Genomic DNA, 26,735 nt, shown 5'->3' on the forward strand with positions numbered 1-26,735 from the left:
CGCTGCAGCCCAAGGGATTCAGCTCAGTGTGGCGGCGGCAGCCGCTTCGATGACGTCCATCACCTCGCCCCGGATGCGCCACGCCCGCAGCTGGCGCATCGCCCCGTTACCCTGAGCGGCGACACGGTCGAGTTCGCCCGCGACGCGGTCATATTCGCCGAGCGATTCCAGCGCCGGCCGCACGCGCTGCACGAGAGCGCCCAGCTGCTCACGCGCCGGCACCGCTCCGTGGCCGTGGACCAGGTCGAGCGCGCGCCCGGCGAGCCCGTCGTGGGCGGCCTTCCAGTACGCCGCGCGCAGGGCCGCCGGCGGAAGCCGCCCGGGCTCGTCCGCGGGCGCTTCGAGCGCCGTCATCACCGCCGCCCTGACCAGGGTGGCGAGCAACACCGTCTCCGCAACGGTCGCCGGCACGTCGGCCACCCGCACCTCGATCGTCGGGAAGTTCTCCGACGGGCGCACGTCCCAATAGACCATCTTCTGGTCCAGGATCACTTCGCTGTCGATCAGCATCCGCACCGTGCGGTCATAGTCGTCGGGCGACGGGAAGAACGGCGGCGGGCCGGCCACCGGCCAGCGCCGCCATAGGACGCTGCGCCAGCTCGCGTACCCGCTGTCGGCGCCACGATACACCGCCGAATTCGCCGACAGCGCGAGCAATGACGGCAACCACGGTCGCAGCCAGTTGCTGACTCCGACGGCGGCCGCGCGGTCCGGAACCTGCACGTGCACATGGCATCCGCAGATCCCTTGCTCGTGCGCGACCATCCCGTATTCGGCGCCGATTCGACGGTATCGGGGAGTGTCGGTGACCGGAAAGGCGTGCGGCGTGGCGGGGGGAAGCCCGGCCGCGAGCAGCCGAAGCCCCGTCCCCTCGGCCGCCTGCGCCGCCGCGCGCCGCAGCCGGGACAGTTCTTCGCCCAGTTGCGAGCTGGTCGTCACGACATGAGAGGTGGTTTCCACCTGGCAGCTGCTCAGTTCCAGCTGCAGCTCGACGCCGCGGCGTGCGGCCTCGCCGGCCACATCGGCGTTCCGCGGAGCCGGTTCACCGGTTCGCGGGTCGACGAGGAGAAATTCCTCCTCCGCGCCGAAGGTGGGAGGTTCGCTCATCCGGCCGGGAACGGCCGATCAGTGCCTGGGCCGCCCCGTTACCAACGGGCCGCGGACGCCAGCGCGGAATCGGCGGTCGGGTAGATGGGCAGCAGCGCGGACAGGCCGCACGCGTCGACGATGCGGGCGACGATCGGCTCGCGGCTGACCAGGCGCAATTCGACGCCGCGATCCTTGCAACGCCTCGCCTCGTCGGCCAGCACCGCGAAGGCGCAGCAGCCCATGAAATCCAGCCCGGTGACGTCGACCACGAGCGGGCCGGGCGCGATGACGATGCCGGCTACCTCGCTGACCAGCTGGCGCCAGGTGTGCTCGTTGCACGCGTCGAGCTCCCCGCCCGCGTAGATCAGCACCGCCGGGCCGCTGCGATCGGCCGTGGCGCGCAGCGTGCTGTTCGGATCGCCCAGCTCGTAGACCAGCTTGGTGCTGAGCATCAGGTGGGTAGTTGTCATCGGTTCTGCAATGGCCGAACTCAACATCGTGGACTCCTAATCGACCGGCGTCTACGACGCTGCGATGGATGCCCGTCCTGCCGTTTGAAGACAGACTCTTCGCGGAATGCGAATCTCATTTCTATAACAAGACAGGTCAGTCTGTCTACATAACTGACTTAAGAGTATGTTGTGGGTTGCTATGACAACTTCCGATGTCGGAAGGCCCGCCGTGTCGGCGCGTGAACGCATTCTGACCGCGGCGTATGACCTGTTCAGTAGGCGTGGCATCCGCGCGGTCGGCACCGAAGAGGTGATCGACCGGGCCGGGGTTGCCAGGGCCACGTTGTACCGGCATTTCGCCACCAAGAACGACCTGGTGCTGGCCGTGCTGCAGCGGCGCGAAGAACTGTGGACGCACGGCCTGATCGAGGAGCAGTCGCGACAGCGCGGCGAGACGCCCGAGGAGCAGTTGCTCGCGATCTTCGACGTCATGCACGACTGGATCCAGCTGCGCGACGGGTATGAAGGCTGCTCGTTCATCAACGTGCTGCTCGAGCTCGGCACGATTCGCCCGCGGGCCGGGCCTGCATCACCCACATCGACCACGTCCGCGACATCGTGCGCCACCGGGCGGTCGCGGCGGGCTGACCGACGTCGAGGACTTCGCCTCGTCCTGGCACATCCTGATGAAGGGCGCCATCGTGCTGGCGGCCGTGGGCGACCTGGACGCGGCGTTGCGTGCCCGCAGGATGGCCGTCACCCTCATCGAAGAGCACCGGCCCGTCGCACCCGAGGACCTCGGCGAGGCGGCCAGTTAGGGCGCGCGTCTCACGCGGCGTCGGCGGCGGTGCTGCCGGCCTTGCGGTAATGCTCGGCCTCGAGCTCGGCGATGGCCCGCGAGGTGCGCTCACGCAGGGCAAAGGCGGCGATCAGACCGCAGACGATGGCGATGACGAGCGCGATCCAGGAGAACCGCTCCATCCAGCGCTCCGCGGCCATCCCGGCGAAATACACCAGTGCGGTGGTGCCGCCGGCCCAACAGATGGCCCCCCGAGACGTTGGCCGCCAAAAAAGCGCGGGTAATGCATCTTCAGGGCTCCGGCCAGCGGCCCGGCGAATATCCGCAGCAGCGCGATGAAGCGGCCGAAGAATACGGCGCGAACGCCCCAGCGGTTGAACAACTTTTCGGCCAACGCGACGTGTCCGGGACCGAAATGTTTGGGGAACCGCCGGCCGAGCCGGTCGAAGAGCGGCATGCCGAACCGGCGCCCGATCGCGTAGCCGATCGAGTCGCCGATCACGGCGCCGATCACCGCCGCGACGCCGACACCGACGGGGTTCACCGGCAAGTCGTCATGCGACGACATCAGCGCGGCGCTGACCAGGATGATCTCCCCGGGAAGGGGAATGCCCAGGCTCTCCAGCCCGACCACACCGCCGACCACCAGGTAGACCGCGAGCGGCGGGATCGCGTGCAGCAAAGCCTCCACATCCATGCGTCCAGGATGCCTGACCGTCCGGGGACACGCGCCCTAAACCCTCCGGTTCGCGTCCGCCGGTCTGCTCGGCGTGCTGAGGCGTTCCAGCTGCGGACGTTTGGGTTCCCGCCCGTCGGCCGACGACATGCCGCGCAGCCGGCGCCAGATCCACGGGAAGAAACTGTCCTGCGTCCAGCGCAACTGTTCGTAGGCGCCGCCGCTCAGTGACCGCCGCCTGGCCTCGGAGCCAGGGTGGGCCCAATCATGGTTGCTGCCAGGCAGATTCAGGGCCTCGGCGGCCGCGGCGGCGAACAGCATGTGCCCTTTGGCCGACGCGTGCACACGGTCGATGGCCCAGGTGTCCAACTCGCGCATCGACGGCGCGTTGTACAGGTCGACCAGCCGGAAGCCGTAGTGATCGGCGGCGGCTCGGATCGCATCGTTGACGCGGGCGAGGCGCCCGGACACGAGGCGGCCGAGCGGGAGGAACTGCGCGACGTTGGGGAACGTCGTCGTCACCACCGTCGCCCCCGATCCGGCCAGTGCGGCGTGGATCTCGTCGAGGTCGACCAGGGCGCGGCCGAAGGATCGCCCCGGCTGGATGACGTCGTTCATCCCGACGCACACGGTGATCAGGTCTGGCCGCATGGCCAGCGCCTGCGGGACCTGCTCGCGCAGCACGTGGGCCACCAGCTTGCCGCGGATCGCCAGGTTGGCGTAGTGCAACCCGGGATAGAGCGAGTCGAGCAGCGCCGCGAGCCGGTCGGCGAAGCCCAGGAGGCCGACGACGTCGTCACCGTCCCATAGGCCCTCGGTCTGGCTGTCCCCGATGGCGACGTATCGGCTGTATCCGGTCCCAATAGCCCCGCACACGAAGCCGAGACTAATAGGTGAGCGCTGTAGCGTGGCGCTGGCTCGACGGGAGGAGCGGCGGCAATGCAATTCAACCTCGCTCAGGTGTTCGGTGCGGTCGCGGAGGCCAACCCCGACCGGGACTGCATCGTGTTCGGCGATCGGCGCCTGACCTTCGCGCAGACCGACGAACGCGCCCGCCGATTCGCCCGTGCCCTGCACGAATGGGGACTGGGAGTGCGGCGCGAACGGGCGGAGTTGGCGCCGCACGAATCTGGCCAAAGCCATCTCGGCTTGTACCTGGCCAACGGCAACGAGTATCTCGAGGCCATGCTCGGCGCGTACAAGGCGCGCGTCGCGCCCTTCAACGTCAACTACCGCTACGTCGCCGACGAGCTGATGTACCTGCTGGGCAACGCCCGCGCGGAGGCCGTCATGTACCACGCGCGCTTCGCGCCGACGCTGGGCGCGGCGCTGCGGACCATGGGAGCCGATGTGCGCTTGATTCACGTCGACGACGGGTCCGGGCACGACCCGCTGCCGGGGGCGGTGCGCTACGAGGAACTACTCGCGTCGGTGTCCGACGAGCCACTCGACCTCACGCCCTCGCCCGACGACCTCTATGTGCTCTACACCGGCGGCACCACCGGGATGCCCAAGGCGGTGCTGTGGCGGCAGCACGACATTTATCTGAATGCCATGGGCGGCCGCAACTTTGGCACGGGCGAGGAAGTGACCAGCCTGGAGGAGATCGTGGAGCGGTCGCGGCCCGAGAGCCCGGGTTCGATGACGGTGGCCCCCTTGATGCACGGGGCGGCGCAGTGGGCCGCGTTCATCAACCTGTGCGCGGGGCGTCCATTCGTGATGCCGGGGACGACCACGCACTTCGATCCGGCCGAGGCCTGGGCGCTGGCCAGCCGGGAACGGGTGGTCTCGATGTCGATGGTCGGCGACGCGTTCGGGCGGCCGTTGCTGGAGGCGCTCGAGGCCGGGAAGTACGACCTGTCCGGGCTGCTGATTCTGATCACCGGCGAGAAGCGCTTCCTCGAACTGCTGCCCCAGCTGACGATCCTCGACGCGGGGGGAGCGTCGGAATCGGGCTCGCAGATGGGTCAGGTCTCTTCTCGCGCACAGGACGCCTCGGGCCGGTTCGCCCCCAACCCGGGCGCGGTCGTGGTCAGCGCGGAATGGTTGGCTGGCACAGCAACGCCTGATACCGCTGGGACGACCGGCCCGGTGATCGACAGGCACTCGCCCGGGGATCGGGCCCGACGCCGATGGCCAGATCGAACTGCGGGCCGCGAGGTCAGGCGGTCTTCGCCGCGAGGCCGCGCTTCTCCGGCATCGCCGTCTACGACGTCGTGTGACGAGAGGTCCGTTGGGGCATCGCCGTCTTCGGACGGCGAGGCCGCGGACGACGCTTGTCGCAGCCGCCGCCGTCGCGGCGAGGCCGATCCGTACCGGTGGGCCGAAGGCCGAACGTGGTGTAGCCCGAAGCGCCGAGATTGCCGTGGTGGTCGCCCCGAACCGCGGATGCGCAGCCGTGGCGGCAATCTCGGTGAGCGGGTACGGGGTGAGCGTCCCGTGGTGTCCTGCCCCAACTGGCGCGCCACCCTCGGCTCGGTGACTGATGTGGCTTCTGCGACTACCGTGATCACATGCCGAAGAAGCGCGAGCGGGCCACGGTGCAGGACACCGCCGATTCGCTTGCGCCGCAGTATCCGATCGAGTCGGTCGACAACGCCCTCAAGCTGCTGCTGTTGTTGGGTGAACAACCCGAGATCCGGTTGAGCGAGGCCACCCGCTACCTGGGCGTGGCGTCGTCCACCGCGCATCGGTTGCTGGCGATGCTGGCCTACCGCGGCTTCGTGCGACAGGACCCGGTGTCGAAGGCCTACCTGCCCGGACCGTCGCTGACCGGTGTGGCGTTCGCGGTCTTCGCCCGCATCGACATCCAGCGTTCGGCCATGCCGATCATGCGCGGCCTCGCCGAGCGGCTGCGCGAAACCGTGCACGTGGGGATGCTCGACGGCGCGGGCGTCCGCTTCGTCGCCGCCGTGGAAGGCCCCGCCGCGGTGCGGGTGGCATCCCGGCTGGGCCGCGCCATGCCGGTGCATTGCACCTCGACCGGCAAGGTCATGCTGGCGCAGCTGCCCGAGCCGGAGCTGCGTCAGCTGCTGCCGGACGAGCGGCTGGAACGCATCACGGCTTCCTCGATCGGCAGCCGGACGGAATTGGAGGCCGAACTCGCCGCCATCCGCGAGCGCGGGTACGCGATCAACCGCGAAGAGAGCGAGGAGGGCGTCGCCTCGGTTGCGGTGCCCATACCGACGCGGGCGCCGGGCCTGCGGCTCGCGCTGAACGCCGCCGCGCCGGTAAACCGGCTGGACACCTCCCGGTACGCCGCGGTGGTGGCGGCACTTCTCAAGGCGGCCAAGGAGATTGGCGATCAGCTGAGCTAAGGCGCCTTACCGGTGCTATGCCCGGCCTGCGGCCGCAGGAAAACGTCGTCGAGCGTCACGGTGCGCAGCCGGCGCGACCGAATGATGTCGATGAGCTGGGGGTAGACGTGCGTCACCGGTGGGTGGTTGAGGTGGCCGATGACGATGTTGTGCGGGATGAACGACTGGTACGCCATCCTGACGATCTGGTCCTCGGAAACCGGCGCGGAGTCCCGCAAGTCGCCGGACCACAACGTGGTCACCTGGTAGCCCAGATCGGCGGCCACCGCCGCGACCGCGGCGTTGTGATGGCCATACGGTGGCCGCAGGTAGGGGGCGGCGTCCACGCCGTACGTATTCCGCAGAAACGCGTGTGTGCGCGAGATCTCCTCGGCCACTTGGCTCTTCGATAGCCTAGTCAAGTCGGGATGCGTCCAGGTGTGATTGCCCAGCTGTATCTGGCCGGCTTCGACCAGCGGTCGAAGCAACCCGGCATTGTCGGTCCACGAGTGATAGCCGCCGGTGACGAAATAGGTGAGCCGCACCCCGGAGTCCCTGGCGAACTGTGTGTAGAGCCGCACCACGTCGGTGTTGGCTCCGTCGTCGACCGTCCACGCCAAGAGATCGCCATTGCCCGGAAGTTTGTTCAGCACGCCGCCGTCGGGCAGTGCGACCCTCGATCGCGGGTCCGGGGTGACAACGGCAAGAAGGGCGTCCGGGAGGGGCGGATCCACGAACGTCGCCACGCGCCGCCGCATCGAGCCCGCCGGTGGCGGCAGCCACCGTCGCGGCCAGCGCGACAAGGAAACGGCGCCGGTCCAGTTCGGCCACGGGGGTACTCCTCGGTGGTCGGCGCATCCGGGCGCCGCAAAACTAGTTCGGGTCTGCTAGCTGGACAGACTAGGCGCGCAGCTATCGCGATCCGGGCAGGTCCGGCGAGTGTTCGCGCGCCGATATGAACTTGTGACCCAACCCCGGCCGGCCCGCTTGGCGACCGCGCGGGTGCCCGAGTCATTGAGTAGTCCTACGGATGCCGGGAGCGGCGCGCTGCCGCAGGCTGTTTCGCATGACCGTTCCCAATGGCATGTCCAAGACCACCGCCGCGTTTTTCGTTCAAGCCGCTGTCGCGTTCGCGATCAGCTTTGTGACCGCGCTGGGCGGTATCTACTTCCTTCCGCTGGACGCGTGGCAGCGATCCTTCCTCGGCATCAGTTTCCTGTTCCTGGTGTCGAGCGCGTTCAGCCTGGCCAAGGTGATTCGCGACCAACAGGAAGCGGCCACCGTGCGGGTGCGACTCGACGAGGCGCGCATCGAGAAACTGCTGGCCGACTACGACCCGCTCAATGCCGCCGCCGCGAAACTGAGTAGTTCCACTCAGGCCTGACGCGTAGATCTGCGCGGGTGCAGGCCCTGCGCGATCGGCGAAGCTTGTCCTGGCATCCCGCCGTACTTCCCGAAGGCATCGCCGCCAATCCCGTTCTTCACCAATAGATCCCGAAAGGACATTCCATGGCAGCTCTTGCGAGATTCCCCGACGTCGCGCAGGTGGCGGCGGCGACTCCGGCCGACCGTGATCGCGTCGTGGACGTCATCCGCATCACGTCGCTGATCGGCGTGGTGCTCGGCCACACCGTGATGGCCATCAGCATCATCCGCGACCACGTCTTGATCTGGGATAACCTGCTGACCGCCTCGGTGGTGTTTCAGGCAGCCACCTGGATGCTGCAGATCATGCCGCTGTTCTTCTTCGCCGGCGCCGCGGCCTGCCTGTCGTCGTGGTCTGCCGGCACGAACTGGGGTGACTGGCTGATGAAACGCTGCACCAGACTGTTCCGGCCGGTGTTCTACTACCTGGCGTTTTGGGCGGTGGCGCTGACGGTGCTGTATCGGGTTCTGCGGCAACACATCTACGAGCCGGTGGCCGGTGTCAGTACGCAGCTGCTGTGGTTCCTGGGGGCCTACGTGCTGGTGCTGGCCGCGATGCCGGTGCTATACCGCATCACCACCGCGGGGCGTCTCGCCGCGGGTGTGGCCGGCGTCTACGGCGCCATCGCGGCGATCGACGCCATTCGGCTGCACTGGCCGGCCATGATGCCCCTGGGCTACCTCAACCTGGTCGTCTGGCTCATCCCCGCCATGTTCGGCATCGCCTACCGCCGGCGGCTGCTCACCGGGCGCGCCGCACTGGTCATCGCGGCCGTCGGGTTCGCCGTCGACGTCGCGCTGGTGCACTGGGGTCCGTACCAGATCAGCATGGTCGGCACCGGTGATCACCACCTGTCCAACACCAGCCCACCCTCGCTGCTGTTGGCCGGGCACACAATCATCCTGAGCGCCTTGGCGATCGCCGCGGCGCCGGTGATCGCACGCTGGGCCCAGCGGCCACGGGTGTGGTGGTGGACGGCTATCGGCAACTCTGGAGCCATGACCCTGTATTTGTGGCACATGCCCGTACTGCTGGGTGTGCATCTGGTCTTCGACTGCCTCGGCGCCCCGCGTTACCCCGGCGCACCGGATTTCCTCGTTATCAGCCTCGCGCAGCTGATCGTCGTAATCGGCGCCGTGGCGGTGCTTTTCGTCGCGCTGCGGCCGCTGGAGAACAATCCGCTGTCCGGCTGGGACGGCGCCCCGACCGTGACGGGGCGCGGGCGGGGAGCGGCCGTCGGTGCCCTGTTGTGCGTCGCGGGCGTGGCGATTCTCGCCGCCATCAGGTGGGGACTCAAGGACGACGGCCTGGTGTGCATGGCCGTGATGGTGGCCGCCTTGGTCGGTGCCCGTGTGGTGGCGGCACCGGCACAGCGCCTCACAGCGGCGCGCAGTTAGAGCGGGGATTCCATGGCCCGCGGCGCAGTCAGGCGGCTGCTCCGCGGGTCATGGTTCGTCATCGAGGCCGTGCTCGATGGCATAACGCGCCAACTCCACCCGGTTGGCGACCTGGAGTTTGCGAAAGGTTGCCTGCACGTGATTTTCGACGGTGCGGTGGCTCAGCGACAGCTTCTGGGCGATCTGCTTGGCGGACAAGCCCTTTGCCACGTGGCGCAAGACCTCTGTTTCGCGTTCGGTGAGGCGGGGCCGAGCGGGACCGTCGTCCTTGCTCTGCGCCATGCGCCGGTATTCACCCAAAACCAGCCCGGCCAGACTCGGGGTGAACACGGCGCGGCCTTCGGCGGTCGCCGTCACGGCCTGCGCCAGTTCCGATCTGGATGCGCTCTTGACCAGATAACCGATCGCGCCGGCCTTGACGGCTTCCAATACGTCGTCTCGCTCGTCGGAGGCCGAGAGCACCAGCACCCGAGACGAGGGGGAGACCGCGAGCACTCCGGCGGTCGCCTGCGCCCCGTCACCGTCGGGCAGCTGCATATCCATCACCACCACGTCGGGCTTGACCACGGCCGCCCGCCGGCGCGCGGCGGCAACGCCGTCGGCGGTGGCGACCACGGTGAACCCGTCGTCGGCGAGGTCGCGGGCGACCGCGTCACGCCAGATGGGATGGTCGTCGACGACCATCACCGTCGTGGGGTCATCGGCCATGGCGTGGCTTTCCGCGTGGCACGCACAACTCCCACTCGGCGCCTTCTCCGGGTTCGCTGCGCAGGTGGGCGCTGCCGCCCAGCGACGTCAGCCGCCCCACGATCGAATGGGAGATGCCCAGGCGCCGCTGGCCGGCCGCTTCCTCGAGCCTGCCGGCGGCGATTCCCACACCGTCGTCGCGGATGCTGACCACAACGGAATCGCCGAGGTCTTCGACCAGCACGAACGCGTGAGCACCGGGCCCGGCGTGCGCGCCCACGTTGTCCAGGGCGTTGCCCACCGCCGCGTCGAGCTCGGCGCCCACCCGGCGGCCCACGGGCACAGGTGTGGCGGGCAGGCTCAGCGACACGCGGTCGGATTCCCGGCGGCGCAACAGGGTGCGCAGGTCGATGGTGGCGCCGTCGGTGTCCTGGTCGGCGTCGGTGCTGGCCAGCCAGCGCCGCAGCGCGCGTTCCTGCTCGCTGGCCAGGTCGGCGAGTGCGGCTGTGGCGCCGCCGATTTCGCGGCCCCTCTTGGACACCAGCGCCAGCACCTGGATGGCTCCGTCATGGACTTGGCGGGACAGGCGTTCCCGTTCTTGGACCGCGGCCGCCAATCGGGCCGCTTGCTGGAGCTCATCGTGGGCGCGCCGCGCGGTTTGGGCGGCCATACCGATCGCCATGCCGATCGCCAGCTCGATGATGACGGTGGCGTTATGCCCCAGGTTGAGGGCGAGATAGTTCTTGACCGCGAAATTGGCGGCCATCACCACCAGGCCCGTCAACATGCCGCCCGCGGGTCCGAACTGGATCGCCGCCGAGATCGTGGGATTGCTGGCCCATAGCGTTGTCGGCCAGGTCTGATTGTCGGCCGCCCACTGTGGGGTGGTGACGATGGTGTTCGACGACATGAGCAGCACGACGATCGCAATCTCGGCGAGCACCCATGCCGGTCTGCGACCGAACCCGCGCAGGTAAGCCACCGCGCACGCCGCGCTCCAGCCGATGAGTACCGCGAACAGCGCCCAGCCCAGCGCGGGCCGACGCAGATCCGGGTTGATGGCTATTTGGAACCCGGTGGCGTAGACGCAGCTCAGCAGCCGGAACACCTGCGCCGCACGCCATAACGGCGTGGTCGGGTCAAGGCTGTTTTTCGCCATCGTGGTCAGCATAAATGCGCTGCCTCACCGCGGTCGGGAAGATCGCATGCTTAGTCGGCCGGCAGCCGTGCCACTTCATGCCGCCAGGCGGCCTCGGCGGTGAACGACGGCCCCAGGTCGGGCAGGTCGTCCCAGTCGGCGTCGTCGATGTCCCGTAGGGCGCCGCCGGCGCCCTTCACCCGCAACGACATTCGGGCCAGGGCGTCGAGGCTGATCGCCTGCAGCACCGCCTGCTGCACGGTGGCGCCCGCGCTGGTGATCCCGTGCCCGCGGCAGATCACCACCGGCCGTCCGCGCATGGCCGCCACCATCTCCTTGCCCAGCGTCGGGGTGCGAATCAGCACGGCTCGTTCGTAGACGGGCACCCCGCCGCGCGCGAGCCACGCGCCGGGAATGTCGAAGGCGCCGTAGATCGGCCGGATCGCGATGCCGGCCAGGTCGGCGGCGACGACGGCGGGCGGGTGCAGGTGCGCGACGGCACGATGCCGCGGATTGGCCAGCATCGTCTCGACGTGGATGGGCAGTTCGTTCGGCACGCGGTACCCGTCGAGTTCGCCGTCGGCGCCCGCGCGGCCGTCGAGGGTGACCAGCCGGATGTCGCCGGTGCGGGTGAACGCCACCCCGGCGTCGGTGTCGCTGCGGCAGCGAACGAGCAGGTGCTCGTCGTCGACCCGCAGACTCAGGTGGCCGAGGATGCCGTCCACCAGGCCGCGGGCCGCGGCCACCCGGCAGCCTTGCGCCACCAGCGCGCGTTGCTCGTCGAGGGAGGTCATCGCGGTGCGCCCAGCCCGAATCCCCCGTCGGGACGGATGGTTTCGCCGGTGATGCCGCGGGCCCGGTCGGAGGCCAGGAACACGAAACTCCACGCGTGGTCTTCCCCGGTGAGCGCGACGTTCAGCGGCGTGCGCGCGGCCGCCTCCCGCGACCGGCCGGGAGTGTCGTCGAGGCGGACGGCGCCGAGCCCCAGGCTGGCAAGCCCGCGCAGGTCGGTGCCCAGCGTGCCGCCGGGCGCCACCCCGTTGACCCGGATCTGCGGCGCCAGCTCGTGGGCCAGGGCGGTCACCAGGCCGCGTACGGCGAATTTCGACGACACGTACAGCGCTCCACCACGTCCGGGATAGAACGACGACGCGGACTCGGTCAGGATGATGGAGGATCCCGTCCCGGCCCGCAGCCGGGTCAGCGCCGCCTTGACGGACTGCAGGTGACTCAGCACGTTGGTGCGAAACATCTCGTCGAAAGCGCCAGGAAGGTCATCGGCGTCGATGTCGCCGATGCCCCGGTAGAAGTCGAAGATTCCGACGCAGTTGACCAGAGTGTCCAGCCCGCCGTGGGCATCGATCGCGGCGCCGACCGCTCGTTCATTGGCTTCTCGGGTGGTCGCGTCGCCCTCGACGACGGCAACGTCGGGCAACTGCCGGCGCAGGCTCTCGCATTTCTCCTGATCCCGTTCCAGCACAGCGAGTTTCGCACCTTCGCCGCGAAACACGTCCACCACGGCCCGGCCGATTCCCGAACCGGCGCCGACGACCAGAGCACGCTTGCCCTCAAGCCAGCCGGTCATCGCCCTCCTCGGTTTCATCGGGTAGCAGCGGCGCGTGGGAATTGCCAACCATGGTCGCCAGCGTGCGGGCGTTCTGCCGCGTCAGTGCCTCCAATTCCAGCGCGTCCAGGCTGATCGACCGCCCGGTTTTGGGTGCGCTGATCAGGAGCCTCGACCCGTTGCGCGTGTCCACCCGCCGCACCTCGACTTCGGCGAATTCGTTTGCCACCACGATTGGTTCGTTCACAAGAACACCGCCAGATTTTGCATCCGCAACACGGACTCGTCGACAAAGATCGTGCGGCGAGCCAGCTTCCATCGATCGTCACACCAGCGCAGCAGGTCCTCGCGGCCGCAGGACAGCAGCGCGCTCTCGTTGACGTCCCCGCGGCTGCGGAAGAGCAGCTCGGCCGATTCAACCAACAGGTGCGCATCGTCGTCGCAGGCGAAAGTGCGCACGTTGGTGATGAAGTGGCGCAGCCGCGACGGCGGGTCCTCGGTCCATGCGTGCTCGGTGGCGAAGCGAGCGACCCGCTGGCTCAGCGAGTACTTGTCCTCGTCGAAGTGGGCCATTCCCGGGCCCCTTGAGGACGACGCGTCGAACCCGGCACCGCGCGCGGTGGTGACCCGCACCGGCATGACGTAGCGGATGTCCTCGGTCAACGTGTCCAGCCACGCGTCGTAGTGCTGGGTGTCCAGCAGGTACGCCTCGTCGATCAGGAACCGGTGCGCTTGAAGATGGCGATCGTCGTTGAATGGCAGTGATGTCAGCGTTTTTCTCATGAGAGGTAGTCCGCCCACAGGTTCAGCAGCGCGCGCTGGTTGTGCTCGTTGTAACCGACCTGTGCGCGGCCCGGCCCGTGGAACGCCTCGGCGGTCAGCGGCTCGATCACCGGGCTGCCGTCGGAGCGCAGGCCCATCCGGCTGTTCAGCAGCAGCCGCCGGGCCATGGCACCTCCGGCGGTGGTGGTCAGCGACACCCAGTTCTCCACGTCGTCTTGCTCGAACATGCCGGTCGAACCGAAGCACATCAGATACGCCTTGTACGAATCCTGTTTGTACTGCAGGGGAGCGGCGGCGTCCACCGCGAACCACGAGCACACCTCGGTTTCGTTCTCGCTGATCGGCTGCCACAGCCGGATCGAGATGAACGGCAACGTCTCGTCGTCGCGGCCGTCACGCACCTTGGGCCAGTTGTGCACGAAGCTCAGGTTCGGAAAGCAGGTGGCGGCCGAAATCATGAAACCGTCCTCGCCGACCATGCGCTGCTGTCGCGGCGTCCACACGTCTTTGATCCGGCCGATCATCTCGTCGGGATAGCCGACGTAGCGCATCCGCTCGTCGAAACCGCCGGGCGGAAGTTTGTAGGTGGTACCGCCGCCCCGGTCTGCCCAATAGGTGGCGCCGTCCTTGCGCTTCTGGGCTTTCGGCTCGCGAAACAGCCCGATGTCGACGATCGAGGCGTGGGTGTGGGGGGTGTGGTACATGTCGCCGGCGAAGTTTTCGGCGCCGATCTTCCAGTTGGCCTTGATCCGCCAGCGCTGCGGCCCCCGCACCTCCAGGCCGCGGGCGCTCTGCTTGGTGTAGAAGTCCAGATAGAACCTGAAGTCGCCGAGGAAGTCTTCCAGCGGTTCGGCGTCGGCGTCCATGCTGATGAACAGCAGCCCGTTGTAGCTCGCGAACTTCGGTGCGGGCAGCAGGTTCTGGGCGTCCTTGGCGAACCCGTCGTCGCCGCCGTAGGCCTCCCGGTGGAACGGCAAGCCGGTGAGCCGGCCGTCGTTGCGGTAGGTCCAGCCGTGGTACGGGCAGCGGAAGTTGGAGGCGTTTCCCATCTCCGCGCGGCACACCTGCATGCCGCGGTGCAGGCACATGTTGAACATCGCCCGGATCTCGCCGCCCGCATTGCTGATGATGAAGGAGTCGTCGAGGACGCGGCGCACCACGTAGTCACCGTCCTGGGGAATCTCGGACCGGTGTCCCACGAACGTCCATGCCCGGCCGAACAGCCGCTCCTTCTCCAGCGCGAACAGCTCGCGGTCGTTGTAGATGTGGGCGGGGATCATGCCCTCGCGGATGTTGGCGACGGCCCGGTCGAGACGGCCGTCGCAGGCGTCGAGATGGACTGTCACGGTGCCCCCGTCCCACGGTCGACTGTCTGTTGTGCAGAGATATCTTCCGCTAAGAAGAATCCCGCATTCACCCTGCACCGGTCAATCGGCCGTGTGCGGGCGCCTCACCGGGCCCGACCCGCGGCCAGCTTTTCACCAGAAGGCTTTGTGGTAATTCACAGGTTGCTAGCAATCATGTGGCCAGAAGGCCGGGATACGGTGGTCACGTCAGCCCCGCTGCGCATGTGAGCGCGCGGTAACCACGGGATAAAACGTTTGATTCTGCGTGCGTTCTTCGCCGATTGGCGACGCATCTGAGGAAGGACTGGTGCCATGGCCGCTGGGTCATCGGATGGTCGATTGCAAAAGCTCGGATCGCGAGTGGTGTCCGCCATCGGGCGTCAAGAGTGGCTAGACCGGCCGAGCTATCGGTTCGAACACCTGTTGAGCTTCGCGTTCAACGGCCTGGGCGGCGCCCGCAACACCGTCACCAACGCTCTGCACGGTGTGTGGCTCGGCCACCCGGTTCACCCGCCGCTGGCGTCGCTGACGAGCGGCGCGCTGGGCACCACCGTCGCGCTCGACGTACTCAGCCTGCTGCCGGGCCAGCCCGCCACCGAGGTGCGCGACGCGTCGAAGTTCGCGTCCCGCGCGCTCGGCCTGGGGATCCTGGCCAGCATCGGCTCGGCCGTCACCGGCGTCACCGATTGGCAGCACACCCATGAGGCCGACCGCCGGGTCGGCGCCGTGCACGGCCTGGTGAACCTGGCCGCCACCGCGCTCTACGCGCAGTCGTGGTGGGATCGCCGCCGGGGCCGCCACGGCCGCGGCATCGCCCTCACCGCACTGGGTTACGGCATCACCGCCGCGGGCAGCTACCTCGGCGGGGCGCTGGTGTTCGAGTCCGGCATCGGCATCGACCAGTCGGGCGCGCGGCTGCGCACCACGGAATGGACGCCCGTGCTGCCCGCGAGTTCGCTGAACGGCAAGCCGGTGCGCGTCGAGGTCGACGGTGTGGGCCTGGTGGTCTGCCAGACCAGGCCAGGAGAGGTCGCGGCGTTCGGGGAGTTGTGCCCGCACCTGGCGGCTCCCATGGCCGACGGCTGGGTCGACCGGGGCCGGCTCGTATGTCCTTGGCACGGTTCATGGTTCGCGGCCGAGTCGGGTGACGTGCTGCGTGGCCCGGCGGCGGCCCCGCTGCCGTGCTATCAGGCGAGGTTGGTCAACGGAATGGTAGAGGTTCGATCAGAACCCGAGCCCGCGCTCGGCGCAGCGGCGGGGATCGGAGAAGGGGAAGGCAAGTGAACGCCTACGACGTGCTGAAAGAACACCACATCGTGATCAAGGGGCTGGGCCGCAAGGTCAGCGAGGCGCCGGTGAACAGCGAGGAGCGGCATGCCCTTTTCGACGAGATGTTGATCGAACTCGACATCCACTTCCGCATCGAGGACGACCTGTACTACCCGGCCCTCAAGGACGCCACCAAGCTGATCGCGGTGGCCCACGCCGAGCACCGTCAGGTGGTCGATCAGCTTTCGGTGCTGCTGAAGACCCCGCAGAGCGCGCCCGGGTACGAAGACGAATGGAACTCGTTCAAGACGGTGCTGGAGGCCCACGCCGACGAGGAGGAACGAGACCTGATCCCCGCTCCTCCCGAGGTGAAGATCACCGACGCCGAACTCGAGGAGCTCGGCGACAAGATGGCCGCGAAGATGGAGCAGTACCGCGGGTCGGCCCTGTACAAGATGCGCACCAAGGGGCGGGCGGCGCTGGTGGGCTCCCTGTAACCCCGCCGACTTGCCGGGTTGGCCCGGCCGGCGAGAGTAGCGTCACGGCTCATGAGCCCCGACCGTGTCGCGTCTCAGAGTGACATCACGGCCGAGATCGCCGCCATCGCAGCCCGATACCGGGGCCGGGGAGCCCAGCCCCGGCTGGACTACCCGCCCTACCGCGCCACCATCCTGCGCCATCCCGAACACGCGCTGGTGCCGGTTGATCCCGAGGAGGTCGAACGCTGGGCGCCGTGCTTCGGCCACCAGGACGTCGACCCGCTCGACGCCGACCTGACGGCCGGCCATCCGGGCCAACCGCTGGGGGAACGCGTCATCGTCGCCGGCCGGGTGGTCGACGGATCGGGCAGGCCCGTGGCCGGCCAGCTCCTCGAGGTCTGGCAAGCCAACGCCGGCGGCCGCTACCGCCACCACCGCGACCAGCACCCCGCTCCGCTCGACCCCAACTTCACCGGCGCCGGCCGGTGTCTGACCGGGCCGGACGGCTCGTACCGGTTCGTGACCATCAAGCCCGGCCCGTACCCGTGGCGCAATCACCACAACGCGTGGCGCCCCGCGCACATCCACTTCTCCGTCTTCGGGACGGCTTTCCCGCAGCGCCTGGTGACTCAGATGTACTTCCCGGGCGACCCGTTGTTCGATTTGGACCCGATCTTTCAGTCGGTCCTGGACCCCGCCGCGCGCCGACGGTTGATCGCCCGCTACGACCACGACCTCACCGAGCCGGAGTATGCGACCGGGTACCGGTGGGACATCGTGCTGTCCGGCGACGCCCGAACTCCGCTCGAGGACGACGATGAGTGATTGTCTCTGCACCCCGGGGCAAACGGTCGGGCCATTTCTCGACCTCGGGTTGCCGTATCCCGGGGCGAGCGCGCTGGTCGGCGATGACGATCCGCGTGCCCTGCGCCTGCACGGCACGGTCTACGACGGCGCCGGCGAAGGCGTACCCGACGGCCTGGTCGAGCTGTGGCAACCCGACGGCGCCGGCCGCGTCCCGCGACGGGCCGGTTCGCTGCGCCGCGACCGGATGTCGATCGCAAGCGCCGCGCCGGCGCCGGGCGCGGCGGGTCGACACCATCGCGATGATGCCGCGTTCACGGGGTGGGGGCGGTGTGCGACCGACGCCGCGGGTCATTACGGCTTCACCACCGTGGCGCCCGCTGCGGCGAGCGCCGGGCGGCCGCCGTTCTTCGCCCTCACCGTGTTCGCGCGGGGCCTGCTGGACCGGCTGTTCACCCGCGCCTACCTGCCCGGCGGCGACCCGGGCGCCGACCCGCTGCTGGCGAGCCTCGACGCCGAGCGCCGTGCCACCCTGCTGTGCGTCACCCAAAGCGATCGCCGGGATTATCGTTTCGACATCCACCTGCAGGGTCCACGCGAGACCGTGTTCCTGGCGTACCGGGGCGGTGGGCGATGACCAACCTGTTGTGGCCCGGAGACCATCGGGCCCGAGACCACATGACGGATGGGGCCCTGCTGGAATCGATGGTCGCGGTGGAGTCCGCCTGGCTGGACGCCCTCGTCGCCGCGGGTCTGGCCCCGCCCGAGTGCGCCGGAGCGGACCTGCCGATGCTGTTGACCGCCAACGATTGTGAAGCCCTGGCGGTTGCCGCCGAGGACGGCGGCAACCCGGTCATCGGCCTCGTCGGCCTGCTGCGGCAGCGGGCCGCGCCGCCCGTCGCGCCGTGGATCCATCGCGGTCTCACCAGCCAGGACGTCCTGGACACCGGCCTGATGCTCGGCGTGCGGGAGGTCGTGGGGGAGCTGACCGCACAGCTTCGGGGGCAGGCATCGACGCTGACCGAGCTCGCCGCCCTGCACCGGGGGACGCCCATGGTGGCGCGCACCCTCACCCAGCACGCGGCGCCCACCACGTTCGGGGCGAAGGTAGCCGGCTGGCTGAACGGCGTCGTCGATGCCTTCGAGGGGTTGGCCGCGGTGGTCTGCCCCATCCAGATCGGGGGGGCCGCCGGGACATTGGCCGCCGGCACGGAGTTGGCGGCGCTGCTCACCGGCCGCCCCGACCCCGCCGCGGTTGCCATCGGTCTCACGCAAAGCGCCGCAACGGCTTTGGGCTTGGTGCCCCGATCGCCCTGGCACACGGCGCGGATGCCGGTCACCGCGGCCGCCGACGCGTTCGTCGGCTGCACCGACTCGTGGGGCCGGATCGCCTCCGACATCGTCACCCTGGCCCGCCCGGAGATCGGTGAACTGAGCGAACCGGGCGGTGAGAATCGCGGGAGTTCGTCGTCGATGCCACACAAACGAAACCCGGTGTTGTCCATCCTCATTCGCCGGGCCGCCCTGTCCGCGCCGCAGCTGGCGGCGACCCTGCACACGGCCGCGGCGCTGGCCAACGACGAGCGGCCCGACGGGTCCTGGCACGCCGAATGGGACACGTTGCGCACGCTGGCCCGGCGCGCGGTCGTCGCCGGATCCCAATGCGGCGAGCTGCTCGCGGGCCTGGCAGTGCACGCCGAGCAAATGTCGGTCAACCTCGACGCGGCCGACGTTCTGGGCGAACAAGATGCCATCGCCGAGCTGGCGGGGAAGCCACCGTCGCCGACCTACCTCGGCGCGGTCGACCGACTGATCGACGAGAGCGTGGACCGGGCCCGGCGGGCGCTCGCTCAGCGCCGATAAATGCTGGCCAGCCAGATGTGCAGCAACGTGTCGATCGCCCGGTCCTCCGGCATCGCCTCGTCCTCGGCGGTGAACGTCGCGGCCATCACCCGCTCGCTGAGCATGTTGAGCGCGACCGACAGCTGCTCCGCCGGGATGGTGTCGGGGGCGGCGCCGCGGCCGCGTTCGGCCTTGATGGCCGCCGTGGTCAGCGAGATCCACCGCCGCATGAGCGTGGACCACAACTGCCGCACCTCGGGGTTGGTCGCCTTCGCCGAGGCGCCGGCCACGGCGACCGCCGGGTGAGAGCCCGACACCTCGAAGAACGCCTCGATGCGCGCCCGCCACAGCTCCGCCGGGTCGCCGGACGAGATGCCCCCGAGTGACCTGAGCGCCGCATGGGCCTTGCCGTTCATCTGGTCGAGCAGCGACAGCAACACCGCATTCTTGGATCGGAAATAGAAGTAGAAGGTGGGACGAGAAATCCCGGCGCCCTTTGCTAGGTCGTCCACGGAAAAGTCGGCCAGCGGCCGCTCCTGCAACAGTCGCTCGGCGGTGGCCAGAATCGCCTGTTCGCGGTCGTCGCCCGAATGAGGCGACGACCGACGGCCCCGCGAGGCATGCGGGTACTTGGTCTGTGTCGGAAGGTCGGACACGCCCGCTACTGTTGGGCACGCCGATATACGCGACCGAAACGGTTGATTAAGCCCAGCAATAATGTCGATTAAGTCGGCGCATTCTTCGTCGGGCATCCGCACGTTTGCTGCCCTCCCCGCAACGGTTCGCCCGGCCCCGCGGTGCGGCCGACGAACGACCTCGCGATTCGGGACTTCCGCCCCTACTCCGGCCCATGTGCGAAATGGTCGCATCAATAGCGCCGGCGAAACGACCGGCAATACGAGGGGATCGGGCGATGACGAAGAGCGACGACGGCACCAAACAATGCCAGGTCGACGTGCTGGTCGAAGAGCGCGACGAGAAGACCCGGGCGAAGGCGCGGCTGTCCTGGGCGGGCAAGACCCTCGTGGGCGTTGGCCTGGCGCGACTCGACCCGGCCGACCCGCCCGTCGCCACCATCGGCGACGAGCTGGCGATCGCCCGTGCGCTGTCGGATCTGGCCAACCAGCTGCTGGCTGCGACCTCCATCGATATCCAAGCCAGTACGCACGAACCCGTTACGGGTCTGCATCACTGAGCGACGGCGACGAAATACGAAAGTGACCATGAGACGACGCCCCGATCTACCGGCCGCCCTCGATGTCCAGATGACGACGCACGGTCAGTTGCCCGGCGCCGAGGATTACGCACGGACGAAGATCGGTGAGCTCGGACACCTCACCCACGAGCCGGTGCTGCATGCCCACGTCAGGTTGAGCGAGCACGGCGACCCGGCGGTGGCTCGCCGGGTGGTCGCTCAGGCGACCCTCGACGTCAACGGCCGGCCGGTGCGTGCGCAGGTCGAAGGCGTCACGGCGCGGGAAGCGATCGACCGACTCGAGGCGCGACTGCGTCGCCAACTGGAGCGCGCCGCCGAACACTGGGAAGCCAAGCGAGGCGGCATACCCCGCCGCGGTCCGCATGAATGGCGGCACGAGACCGAGCCGACGCACCGGCCGAAGTACTTCCCGCGGCCGGAAAGCGAACGCCGAATCATGCGGCACAAGTCGTACAGCCTGCCGACCTGCACGGTGCAGCAGGCCGCGGAGGAGATGGAACAGCTCGACTACGACTTCCACCTCTTCACCGAGCAGGGCACGCGGCAGGACAGCGTGCTCTACCGCGAAGGGCCGACCGAATACCGCCTGGCACAAGTCAATCCGGCCGGCGCGGACGAGTTGGCGCCGTTCGAGTTGCCGCTGACCATCAGCGCGCAGCCGGCCCCGCGGCTGGACGTCGAGCAGGCCATCGAGCGGATCGGCTTGCTCGGGCTGCCATTCCTGTTCTTCGTTGACACCGCCCGTGACCGTGGCAGCGTGCTCTATCACCGCTACGACGGACACTACGGTCTGATCGCACCGGCGGGCTGAACACCGATAGGCCAACTGAATCCGCGGCGGTCCCGGCATCCCCCCGTCCGGGACCGCCGCCCCAATCGTGGGGCTTGTGAACGGATTCAGCGCTCCAGCTGCGCGAGGTGATCGATGAACCACTCGCGCGCGAGCACAGCGACCTGCGCGAGGGCGCCCGCCTCCTCGAAGAGGTGGGTGGCTCCCGGCACCACGGCGACCTCGCACTCGACCGGGATCGCCGCTTGGGCCTGCCGGTTGAGCGCCAGCACCATCTCGTCGCGTCCGCCCACGATCAACAAGGTCGGGGCGTGGACGTAGCGCAGCGCTTCGCCGGCCAGATCGGGCCGGCCGCCGCGCGACACGACCGCCGCGACCTTGACCCCGGGATGGGCGGCCGCGGACAGCGCCGCGCCCGCTCCGGTACTGGCACCGAAGTAACCGACCGGCAATGCGGCGGTGTCGGGCTGCGCGGCCAGCCAGCTCGTCACGTCGACCAGGCGACCGGCGAGCAGCGCGATGTCGAATACGTTGGCGCGGTTGCGTTCTTCCTCGGGGGTGAGCAGGTCGAAGAGCACCGTGGCGAAGCCGGCGTTGTTGAGCACCTCGGCGACAAAGCGATTACGCGGACTGCGCCTGCTGCTGCCGCTGCCGTGTGCGAATACCACGACGCCCTTCGGGTGCTCGGGAATGGTCAGGTGCCCGGCCACCGAAACAGATCCGGCCGGCACCCAGATTTCCTCATCGCGCAGCGGGGGATCGTCGGTATGGGCGGCGGGCACTCCGAAATCGTTTCGGGCGCTCTCGAGCAAGGCAACCACCTCGTCATCCGAGGTCTGGGGGAAGTGACGGTATCCCTGGCCGACGGCGAGATACGGCACCGGCGTTTCCACGCATACCACCTCGTCGGCGTATTGAGCGAACTGCTGGGCGGCCCCGGTTGCCGCGATGGGAACGGCCAACACGACCCGGCCGGCCCCCTCGGCGCGCGCCACCTGGCAGGCGGCCTTCGCGGTGGCGCCGGTCGCGATACCGTCGTCGACGATCAGCGCGATCCGGCCGCGCAGCGGAATCGGTTGGCGGGCGCCGCGGAAGCGTTCCGACCGCCGTCGCAGCTCGGCCAGCTCCTGGGCCTCGACCGCAGCCATCTCCTGGTGGGTGAGCCGCGCCTCGCGAACCACGGTGTCGCTGTAAACCCGCACCCCGCCATCGCCGACTGCGCCGAAGGCAAGTTCGGGGTGGTAGGGCACTCCCAGCTTGCGCACCATCAGCACATCGAGGGGGGCCCGCAGCGCCTTGGCGACTTCGAAGGCCACCGGAACTCCGCCGCGTGGCAGGCCGAGCACCACCACATCCTGCCCGCGCAGATATCCCATGCGCGAAGCCAATTGGCGTCCCGCGTCGGCGCGGTCGATGAATCGCCTCATGGTGGGCTCCCTACGATCGGCGACCGGCGACCCTGTCGGTCGCGACATACCGCAGCAACGCCCCGGCCCCGGCCTCGGGCGCGATCCGGTCGTCGGCCCGCACCAAGGAGGCGCCGACCGCGATCGCGCAGAACGGCAAAGCCTCGTCGGCCCGGGCCACCCGCTGCACCGGTTCGCCCAGCTCGGACAGGGCATCGGCATCGGCAGCGATCGTGGTCAGCGCCTTGCCGGTAACCACGGTCGCGTCGCCCAGGTCGCCGACGATCAGCGTGTCGACGTTCCCATCGCGCAGCGCCGCACACACAGCCGCCAGGCCGTCGGCCGCCAGCCCGGAGTCACGGCCCTGTTCGGCTTCGAATCGCTCGACGGCGCCGGTGATTTTGGCGATTCGACGGCGTTCGAACTCCGCGGCAGTCAGTTCGCCGATTTCGTCCTGGTCGATGCCGGTCTTGCGGGCGGCGGCGTGCAGCTGCGCGACCCGCGCGGCCACCCGCTCCGGCAGCTCGGCCGTCACGTCCGCGAGCGAGCGCACCTGCCCGCAAAGGAACACCACTTCGGGGTTCGCCTCGTCTACCAGCCTGGTGAGCTCGTCGGCGACCGCGCGGCTGTTCATCCGGATCGCCTCCTCGGTGGTGTGCTGGAGGTCGCCGTACCCGTTCCACCCGGCCGTGACCGGCTTATGCACCGGGTAGCCGCCGCCGTCGACGGTCTTCGAGGTGACGGCACCCCCCTGATAGAGGCGGATGTCCGCCCCGGCGTGATCGACCGCGGCGAACACGTACGTCGGGTGCTGCACCTGCATGCCGATCAACGGCACGAGATACGGGTAGTCCGAAAGGCGCACCACCATGGCCGGCGGGGGGGTGATCAGGTGCTCGTTGACCAGCACCCGATCGCTCGTCGCGATCACGGCGCGGCCTTGCCGACCGACGGCGGGCCGATGGTGCAGCACGGCCTGCTCGAGCGTGCGCAGGAGCGTCGCGCCCGCGCCCATATCCTCGAGTTGCCTGCTGATGTCGCCCCATTTCACTTCGAGCTGCTCGGCGGCGTCCAGAGTGTCGTGTGAGTCGTCGAAGTACACCGAGGCGAAGGGGCCTTGCGCCTTCGCCAACCCCTTAAGGCGATCTGAGTGCATGCCGTGCCTCCACTGGTTACGTCGTCGTTGCCGTTCGCCCCACCGTATGAATCGCGACGGTGACGCCACGAGAGTCGTTGGCCCTCGACTGCGGGTCTAAGGTCCCGGTTCGACGGCCGCGTCCCGGACCTGAGCGGCCGTTTAGAGGACTTTCTTCCCTACTTCGTCGCCGCCGGCACGCCAACGATGGGACGGGTGGAACGACGATCCGGGGGCTCGGTCACCGCACGCGTGACACTCGACGACCGACTGCACGACCTCACTGCCAACCCGGGCAATTCCGTTGCCTACGCGGCGCTGAGCGACTCGGTGGCATTCATCGGCAGTCGGCATGAGGTCCTGTGCGTGGTCCCGGTCGGCGGGCATCCGAGGGCGCTGACCGTCGGCGCCGACGGAAGCCGGCTGTACACCGTGAACCACGGCGGCTCGGTCTCGGTGATCGACATCTCCGACCACCGCGTCGGTGTCATTCCCGGCGCGTGCTGCGTCCAGCAGGTCGACACCCCGGACGGGGCACTGATCTACGCAGCGGGCAATGCCACGAATTGTGGGCGAGTGTGGGCGCTGGGTGAGGGGACCGTCGCCGGCACCGCCGTGGCCGCGTTCGATGGCCGCGCCGTCACCGGGTTCGCGGCAGACTCCGAACGCCAACGCTTGTACGTGGGGCTGCGTCGGCGCAGCGATTACCACCACCAACACGACGCCGGTTCGCTCGCCGTCATCGACACCGCAACAGATGTGGTGATCCATACCGTCGGCCTGCTCGGCGCGCCCGACACCATTACCCTCGGCGGGTCGATGGTGTACGCGACGCATTACGACCATTCCTGCGTCTCGGCGATCGACCTCGCGTCCTTCGACGTCAAGTTGATCACGTTGGGCGACAAACCGATTGAGGCGCAAATCACGCCCGACGGCTTACGCGCGTATGTCATCAACAGCGGCTCGTTGTCGGTGATCGACACGGTCGCCGGGCAAGCGGAGCGAATCCCGGTCGGCGACCTGCCCCGCTGCGTGCGGATCAGCCCGAGCGGCAAATACGCCTACGTGAGCAACTTCGGGGCGGGCACCGTGTCGATCGTCGACACCATCGCCGAATGCGTGTCCGACACCGTCGGCGTCGACGGTCACCCCGAAGCGCTGGCGGTGAGCGCCGACGGCGACCGGCTCTACGTCGGCGACTACTGGTCGGGAACCGTCACCGTCTTGTCGGTCCAGCCGTAGCTTTGCAGCGCCGCGTTCCGCCGAACGAGGCTGGGGCGGAAGGAAAGACGCCTTTCACCCGTACAGGGCGTCGAGACGGTCGGCGAATTTTCCGATCACCACTTTGCGGCGCAGCTTCATGCTGGGCGTCAGATCGCCGGACTCGACGGTGAATTCGCGGTCGGCGATGGTGAACTTCTTGATCTGTTCCCAACGGTTCAGGTCGGCGTTCAAGGCGTCGATGTATCCGGCGATCAGCTCGTGTGTCTTGTCGTCACGCGCGACCTCGGCGAACGACTTGCCCGCCAGACCGTTCTTGTCGGCCCAGTCGGTGATCGCCTCGGTGTCGAGGCTGACCAGGGCGACACAGTAGGGCTTGCCCTCCCCGTAGACGACGATTTCGCTCACGTACGGGCAACGGCCCTTGAATCGCGCGTCGATCGCCGAAGGCGCCACGTATTTGCCTTGTGACGTCTTGAACATGTCCTTCTTGCGGTCGGTGATCCGCAGGAACCCGTCGGGGTCGATTTGTCCGATGTCGCCCGTGTGGAACCACCCGTCCCCGTCGAGTGCCTCGGCGGTGGCGTCCGGCAGGTCGTGGTAGGCGGTCATCAGACCCGGCCCCTTGAGCAGGATCTCGCCGTCGTCGGCGATCTTCACATCGGTGGCCGGGAACGGCCGGCCTACCGTCCCGAACCGGTATGCGTGGGGGCGGTTGATGAACGACGCGGCGGCCGTTTCGGTCAGCCCGTAGCCCTCGAGCACGATGATGCCGACCGCGTCGAACCATTGCGCGACGTCGCGGTCGAGGGCCGCGGCCGCGGAGACGAAGAATCGCAGGCGTCCGCCGAACCGCTCCCGGATCGTGGTGAACACCAGGCGGTCGGCGACCTTGTAGGACAGTGACGCCACCAACGAGGGTTTCTTGCCGGCCTGCCGGGCCTCCGACACCTTCAAACCGACCCCGATCGCCCAATCGAAGATCATCTTCTTGACCCGGCCCTGCCCGGCGGCCATGTCCTCGATGCGCGCGTGCGCCTTCTCGAAGATGCGCGGTGCCGCGCCCATGATGGTCGGCCGCAGGGCCGCGAGGTTGTCGATGATCCGCTCCACGCGGCCGTCGATGGCGGTGGGGAAACCGATCTGCAGGGGCAACGCCAGCATCACCTTGCCGAACGCGTGCGCCAGCGGCAGCCAGAGGAAGTTCAGGTCGTCGGGGCCGAGGATGCCCAGCGAATCGATGGCCGCCGCGGTGTAGGTCCACGCCCCGTGCGTCAACCGCACACCCTTGGGACGCCCGGTGGTCCCGGACGTATAGATGAGGCTGGCCAGCTGGTCGGGGCCGACGGCGGCGATGCGCTCGTTGACGGCCTCGGGGGAATCCGCGAGCAGCTGCTTGCCCAGCAGATCCAGCTCGGCAAGGGAGATCACCCAGTCGTCGTCGCCGTTGCCGTCGATGATGACGACCTTGCTCACATCGGGCAGTTCGGCCCGGTGCTCGCGCAGCTTGTCCAGCTGAGTCTGGTTTTCGGCGACCACCACCCGGCTGCCCGAGTTGGCGACGATGTAGGCGACGTCGGTCGCGTTCGTCGTCGGGTACACCGTGGTGGTCGCGGCGCCCGCGCACATGATCGCGAAATCGACGAGCACCCACTCGTAACGCGTCGCGCACGCGAGCGCGACCCGATCCTCATGCTCGATCCCCAGCGAGATCAGGCCCGCGGCGAGATTGTTGACGCGCTCGCCGACCTGCTGCCACGTCACGCTCGCCCAGGTGTGGTCTTGCGGGTAGCGAAACGCCTCCGCCTGCGGGGTGGCGGCGACCCGGTTGACGAACATCCGCGCCACCGACGGCGCGCGGTTCTCGATCTTGCGGAAATCCGGCCTCTCCGTTGAGGCGAGTGCTGCTTTCATGAT

The 26,735-nt window shown here is 68.6% G+C and carries 27 protein-coding genes and 2 pseudogenes; 13 read left to right on the plus strand and 16 right to left on the minus strand.

The window, feature by feature from the left end:
* Nucleotides 1–18 precede the first annotated feature (18 nt).
* Together G6N51_RS00090 and G6N51_RS00095 are read right to left on the minus strand one after the other, a co-directional pair.
* The gene (locus tag G6N51_RS00090) at nucleotides 19–1,107 is read right to left on the minus strand and encodes a glutamate--cysteine ligase (protein WP_083173276.1); all 1,089 of its coding nucleotides are present in this window, start codon (nucleotides 1,105–1,107) and stop codon (nucleotides 19–21) included.
* Between the two features lie 38 nt (nucleotides 1,108–1,145).
* A complete protein-coding gene (locus tag G6N51_RS00095; protein WP_083173275.1) occupies nucleotides 1,146–1,541 on the minus strand; it encodes an anti-sigma factor antagonist in 396 nt (131 codons plus the stop codon).
* A gap of 199 nt (nucleotides 1,542–1,740) precedes the next feature.
* On the opposite strand from G6N51_RS00095, the pseudogene G6N51_RS00100 reads away from it, so the two are divergent.
* Nucleotides 1,741–2,359 (plus strand): annotated as a pseudogene (locus tag G6N51_RS00100) (TetR/AcrR family transcriptional regulator).
* 10 nt (nucleotides 2,360–2,369) lie between these two features.
* On the opposite strand, the pseudogene G6N51_RS00105 reads toward G6N51_RS00100, so the two are convergent.
* Together G6N51_RS00105 and G6N51_RS00110 are read right to left on the minus strand one after the other, a co-directional pair.
* A pseudogene (locus G6N51_RS00105) lies at nucleotides 2,370–3,037 on the minus strand (DedA family protein).
* Nucleotides 3,038–3,073: 36 nt separating this feature from the next.
* A complete protein-coding gene (locus tag G6N51_RS00110; RefSeq protein WP_163750589.1) occupies nucleotides 3,074–3,892 on the minus strand; it encodes an SGNH/GDSL hydrolase family protein in 819 nt (272 codons plus the stop codon).
* Between the two features lie 63 nt (nucleotides 3,893–3,955).
* Here G6N51_RS00110 and G6N51_RS00115 point away from each other — a divergent pair, with 63 nt between their 5' ends.
* Nucleotides 3,956–5,662, plus strand: coding sequence for an AMP-binding protein (locus G6N51_RS00115; RefSeq protein WP_232078140.1), 1,707 nt, complete (start codon nucleotides 3,956–3,958; stop codon nucleotides 5,660–5,662).
* A complete protein-coding gene (locus G6N51_RS00120; protein ID WP_232078499.1) occupies nucleotides 5,557–6,333 on the plus strand; it encodes an IclR family transcriptional regulator in 777 nt (258 codons plus the stop codon). The genes G6N51_RS00115 and G6N51_RS00120 overlap by 106 nt, the downstream gene beginning before the upstream one ends.
* Here the strand turns inward: G6N51_RS00120 and G6N51_RS00125 are convergent.
* Entirely contained in the window at nucleotides 6,330–7,058 is a 729-nt protein-coding gene (locus G6N51_RS00125; RefSeq protein WP_408632570.1) for a polysaccharide deacetylase family protein, read from the minus strand. The two genes, G6N51_RS00120 and G6N51_RS00125, sit on opposite strands and share 4 nt — an antisense overlap.
* 320 nt (nucleotides 7,059–7,378) lie before the next feature.
* On the opposite strand from G6N51_RS00125, the gene G6N51_RS00130 reads away from it, so the two are divergent.
* Both G6N51_RS00130 and G6N51_RS00135 read left to right on the plus strand, forming a co-directional pair.
* The gene (locus G6N51_RS00130) at nucleotides 7,379–7,696 is read left to right on the plus strand and encodes a YiaA/YiaB family inner membrane protein (protein WP_083173294.1); all 318 of its coding nucleotides are present in this window, start codon (nucleotides 7,379–7,381) and stop codon (nucleotides 7,694–7,696) included.
* A gap of 125 nt (nucleotides 7,697–7,821) precedes the next feature.
* Nucleotides 7,822–9,135 carry an acyltransferase family protein gene (locus G6N51_RS00135; RefSeq protein WP_083173269.1) on the plus strand — a complete coding sequence of 438 codons (1,314 nt, stop codon included), beginning with the start codon at nucleotides 7,822–7,824 and terminating at the stop codon, nucleotides 9,133–9,135.
* Between the two features lie 48 nt (nucleotides 9,136–9,183).
* Here G6N51_RS00135 and G6N51_RS00140 read toward each other — a convergent pair whose 3' ends face one another.
* The 7 genes from G6N51_RS00140 to G6N51_RS00170 are packed head-to-tail and all read right to left on the minus strand — an operon-like array spanning nucleotide 9,184 to nucleotide 14,587.
* On the minus strand, nucleotides 9,184–9,843 hold the full coding sequence (locus G6N51_RS00140) for a response regulator (protein WP_083173268.1): 660 nt from the start codon (nucleotides 9,841–9,843) through the stop codon (nucleotides 9,184–9,186).
* Entirely contained in the window at nucleotides 9,833–10,993 is a 1,161-nt protein-coding gene (macS, locus tag G6N51_RS00145; RefSeq protein ID WP_083173267.1) for a MacS family sensor histidine kinase, read from the minus strand. The genes G6N51_RS00140 and macS overlap by 11 nt, the downstream gene beginning before the upstream one ends.
* Before the next feature lie 38 nt (nucleotides 10,994–11,031).
* A complete protein-coding gene (locus tag G6N51_RS00150; RefSeq protein WP_083173266.1) occupies nucleotides 11,032–11,754 on the minus strand; it encodes a class II aldolase/adducin family protein in 723 nt (240 codons plus the stop codon).
* Nucleotides 11,751–12,545, minus strand: a complete 795-nt coding sequence (gene hcaB, locus G6N51_RS00155) for a 3-(cis-5,6-dihydroxycyclohexa-1,3-dien-1-yl)propanoate dehydrogenase (protein ID WP_083173265.1) — start codon at nucleotides 12,543–12,545, stop codon at nucleotides 11,751–11,753. Before hcaB ends, G6N51_RS00150 begins: the two co-directional genes overlap by 4 nt.
* Complete coding sequence (locus tag G6N51_RS00160; protein WP_083173264.1) at nucleotides 12,529–12,771, minus strand: dihydrodiol dehydrogenase; 243 nt, start codon at nucleotides 12,769–12,771, stop codon at nucleotides 12,529–12,531. The genes hcaB and G6N51_RS00160 overlap by 17 nt, the downstream gene beginning before the upstream one ends.
* Entirely contained in the window at nucleotides 12,768–13,307 is a 540-nt protein-coding gene (locus G6N51_RS00165) for a 3-phenylpropionate/cinnamic acid dioxygenase subunit beta (protein WP_083173263.1), read from the minus strand. The genes G6N51_RS00160 and G6N51_RS00165 overlap by 4 nt, the downstream gene beginning before the upstream one ends.
* Entirely contained in the window at nucleotides 13,304–14,587 is a 1,284-nt protein-coding gene (locus G6N51_RS00170; RefSeq protein WP_083173293.1) for an aromatic ring-hydroxylating dioxygenase subunit alpha, read from the minus strand. Before G6N51_RS00170 ends, G6N51_RS00165 begins: the two co-directional genes overlap by 4 nt.
* Before the next feature lie 378 nt (nucleotides 14,588–14,965).
* Here G6N51_RS00170 and G6N51_RS00175 point away from each other — a divergent pair, with 378 nt between their 5' ends.
* The 5 genes from G6N51_RS00175 to G6N51_RS00195 are packed head-to-tail and all read left to right on the plus strand — an operon-like array spanning nucleotide 14,966 to nucleotide 19,068.
* Nucleotides 14,966–15,937 (plus strand): Rieske 2Fe-2S domain-containing protein, encoded by a 972-nt coding sequence (locus G6N51_RS00175; RefSeq protein WP_083173262.1) that lies wholly within the window; start codon nucleotides 14,966–14,968, stop codon nucleotides 15,935–15,937.
* Nucleotides 15,934–16,419, plus strand: coding sequence for a hemerythrin domain-containing protein (locus tag G6N51_RS00180; RefSeq protein WP_083173261.1), 486 nt, complete (start codon nucleotides 15,934–15,936; stop codon nucleotides 16,417–16,419). The genes G6N51_RS00175 and G6N51_RS00180 overlap by 4 nt, the downstream gene beginning before the upstream one ends.
* A 51-nt stretch (nucleotides 16,420–16,470) precedes the next feature.
* On the plus strand, nucleotides 16,471–17,226 hold the full coding sequence (gene pcaH / locus G6N51_RS00185; RefSeq protein ID WP_083173260.1) for a protocatechuate 3,4-dioxygenase subunit beta: 756 nt from the start codon (nucleotides 16,471–16,473) through the stop codon (nucleotides 17,224–17,226).
* Entirely contained in the window at nucleotides 17,219–17,842 is a 624-nt protein-coding gene (gene pcaG / locus G6N51_RS00190; protein ID WP_083173259.1) for a protocatechuate 3,4-dioxygenase subunit alpha, read from the plus strand. Before pcaH ends, pcaG begins: the two co-directional genes overlap by 8 nt.
* Entirely contained in the window at nucleotides 17,839–19,068 is a 1,230-nt protein-coding gene (locus tag G6N51_RS00195; RefSeq protein WP_083173258.1) for a lyase family protein, read from the plus strand. The genes pcaG and G6N51_RS00195 overlap by 4 nt, the downstream gene beginning before the upstream one ends.
* Here the strand turns inward: G6N51_RS00195 and G6N51_RS00200 are convergent.
* The gene (locus G6N51_RS00200) at nucleotides 19,056–19,703 is read right to left on the minus strand and encodes a TetR/AcrR family transcriptional regulator (protein WP_083173257.1); all 648 of its coding nucleotides are present in this window, start codon (nucleotides 19,701–19,703) and stop codon (nucleotides 19,056–19,058) included. The two genes, G6N51_RS00195 and G6N51_RS00200, sit on opposite strands and share 13 nt — an antisense overlap.
* 257 nt (nucleotides 19,704–19,960) lie before the next feature.
* Between G6N51_RS00200 and G6N51_RS00205 the strand changes: the two genes are divergently transcribed.
* Together G6N51_RS00205 and G6N51_RS00210 are read left to right on the plus strand one after the other, a co-directional pair.
* Entirely contained in the window at nucleotides 19,961–20,242 is a 282-nt protein-coding gene (locus tag G6N51_RS00205; protein WP_083173256.1) for a DUF1876 domain-containing protein, read from the plus strand.
* 28 nt (nucleotides 20,243–20,270) lie between these two features.
* Entirely contained in the window at nucleotides 20,271–21,074 is an 804-nt protein-coding gene (locus G6N51_RS00210) for a ribosome hibernation promotion factor (protein WP_083173255.1), read from the plus strand.
* 86 nt (nucleotides 21,075–21,160) lie between these two features.
* Here G6N51_RS00210 and G6N51_RS00215 read toward each other — a convergent pair whose 3' ends face one another.
* A complete protein-coding gene (locus G6N51_RS00215) occupies nucleotides 21,161–22,480 on the minus strand; it encodes a phosphoribosyltransferase family protein (RefSeq protein ID WP_083173254.1) in 1,320 nt (439 codons plus the stop codon).
* A gap of 10 nt (nucleotides 22,481–22,490) precedes the next feature.
* A complete protein-coding gene (locus G6N51_RS00220; RefSeq protein WP_083173253.1) occupies nucleotides 22,491–23,615 on the minus strand; it encodes an Rv2629 family ribosome hibernation factor in 1,125 nt (374 codons plus the stop codon).
* Nucleotides 23,616–23,810: 195 nt separating this feature from the next.
* Here G6N51_RS00220 and G6N51_RS00225 point away from each other — a divergent pair, with 195 nt between their 5' ends.
* Nucleotides 23,811–24,839, plus strand: a complete 1,029-nt coding sequence (locus tag G6N51_RS00225; protein ID WP_158086238.1) for a YncE family protein — start codon at nucleotides 23,811–23,813, stop codon at nucleotides 24,837–24,839.
* A gap of 54 nt (nucleotides 24,840–24,893) precedes the next feature.
* Here the strand turns inward: G6N51_RS00225 and G6N51_RS00230 are convergent, their stop codons facing one another.
* The gene (locus G6N51_RS00230; RefSeq protein WP_083173251.1) at nucleotides 24,894–26,732 is read right to left on the minus strand and encodes an AMP-dependent synthetase/ligase; all 1,839 of its coding nucleotides are present in this window, start codon (nucleotides 26,730–26,732) and stop codon (nucleotides 24,894–24,896) included.
* Between the last annotated feature and the right edge of the window lie 3 nt (nucleotides 26,733–26,735).

The organism is Mycobacterium paraseoulense, from assembly GCF_010731655.1.
GTDB classification, from domain to species: domain Bacteria; phylum Actinomycetota; class Actinomycetes; order Mycobacteriales; family Mycobacteriaceae; genus Mycobacterium; species Mycobacterium paraseoulense.

Coding starts and splice junctions, on each gene's coding strand:
- G6N51_RS00090 (WP_083173276.1), bottom strand. CDS start 1,107: ATGAGCGAACCTCCCACCTTCGGCGCGGAGGAGGAATTTCTCCTCGTC.
- G6N51_RS00095 (WP_083173275.1), bottom strand. CDS start 1,541: ATGCTCAGCACCAAGCTGGTCTACGAGCTGGGCGATCCGAACAGCACG.
- G6N51_RS00115 (WP_232078140.1), top strand. CDS start 3,956: ATGCAATTCAACCTCGCTCAGGTGTTCGGTGCGGTCGCGGAGGCCAAC.
- G6N51_RS00130 (WP_083173294.1), top strand. CDS start 7,379: ATGACCGTTCCCAATGGCATGTCCAAGACCACCGCCGCGTTTTTCGTT.
- G6N51_RS00135 (WP_083173269.1), top strand. CDS start 7,822: ATGGCAGCTCTTGCGAGATTCCCCGACGTCGCGCAGGTGGCGGCGGCG.
- G6N51_RS00140 (WP_083173268.1), bottom strand. CDS start 9,843: ATGGCCGATGACCCCACGACGGTGATGGTCGTCGACGACCATCCCATC.
- macS (WP_083173267.1), bottom strand. CDS start 10,993: ATGCTGACCACGATGGCGAAAAACAGCCTTGACCCGACCACGCCGTTA.
- G6N51_RS00150 (WP_083173266.1), bottom strand. CDS start 11,754: ATGACCTCCCTCGACGAGCAACGCGCGCTGGTGGCGCAAGGCTGCCGG.
- hcaB (WP_083173265.1), bottom strand. CDS start 12,545: ATGACCGGCTGGCTTGAGGGCAAGCGTGCTCTGGTCGTCGGCGCCGGT.
- G6N51_RS00165 (WP_083173263.1), bottom strand. CDS start 13,307: ATGAGAAAAACGCTGACATCACTGCCATTCAACGACGATCGCCATCTT.
- G6N51_RS00170 (WP_083173293.1), bottom strand. CDS start 14,587: ATGATCCCCGCCCACATCTACAACGACCGCGAGCTGTTCGCGCTGGAG.
- G6N51_RS00175 (WP_083173262.1), top strand. CDS start 14,966: ATGGCCGCTGGGTCATCGGATGGTCGATTGCAAAAGCTCGGATCGCGA.
- pcaH (WP_083173260.1), top strand. CDS start 16,471: ATGAGCCCCGACCGTGTCGCGTCTCAGAGTGACATCACGGCCGAGATC.
- pcaG (WP_083173259.1), top strand. CDS start 17,219: ATGAGTGATTGTCTCTGCACCCCGGGGCAAACGGTCGGGCCATTTCTC.
- G6N51_RS00195 (WP_083173258.1), top strand. CDS start 17,839: ATGACCAACCTGTTGTGGCCCGGAGACCATCGGGCCCGAGACCACATG.
- G6N51_RS00205 (WP_083173256.1), top strand. CDS start 19,961: ATGACGAAGAGCGACGACGGCACCAAACAATGCCAGGTCGACGTGCTG.
- G6N51_RS00210 (WP_083173255.1), top strand. CDS start 20,271: ATGAGACGACGCCCCGATCTACCGGCCGCCCTCGATGTCCAGATGACG.
- G6N51_RS00215 (WP_083173254.1), bottom strand. CDS start 22,480: ATGAGGCGATTCATCGACCGCGCCGACGCGGGACGCCAATTGGCTTCG.
- G6N51_RS00220 (WP_083173253.1), bottom strand. CDS start 23,615: ATGCACTCAGATCGCCTTAAGGGGTTGGCGAAGGCGCAAGGCCCCTTC.
- G6N51_RS00230 (WP_083173251.1), bottom strand. CDS start 26,732: ATGAAAGCAGCACTCGCCTCAACGGAGAGGCCGGATTTCCGCAAGATC.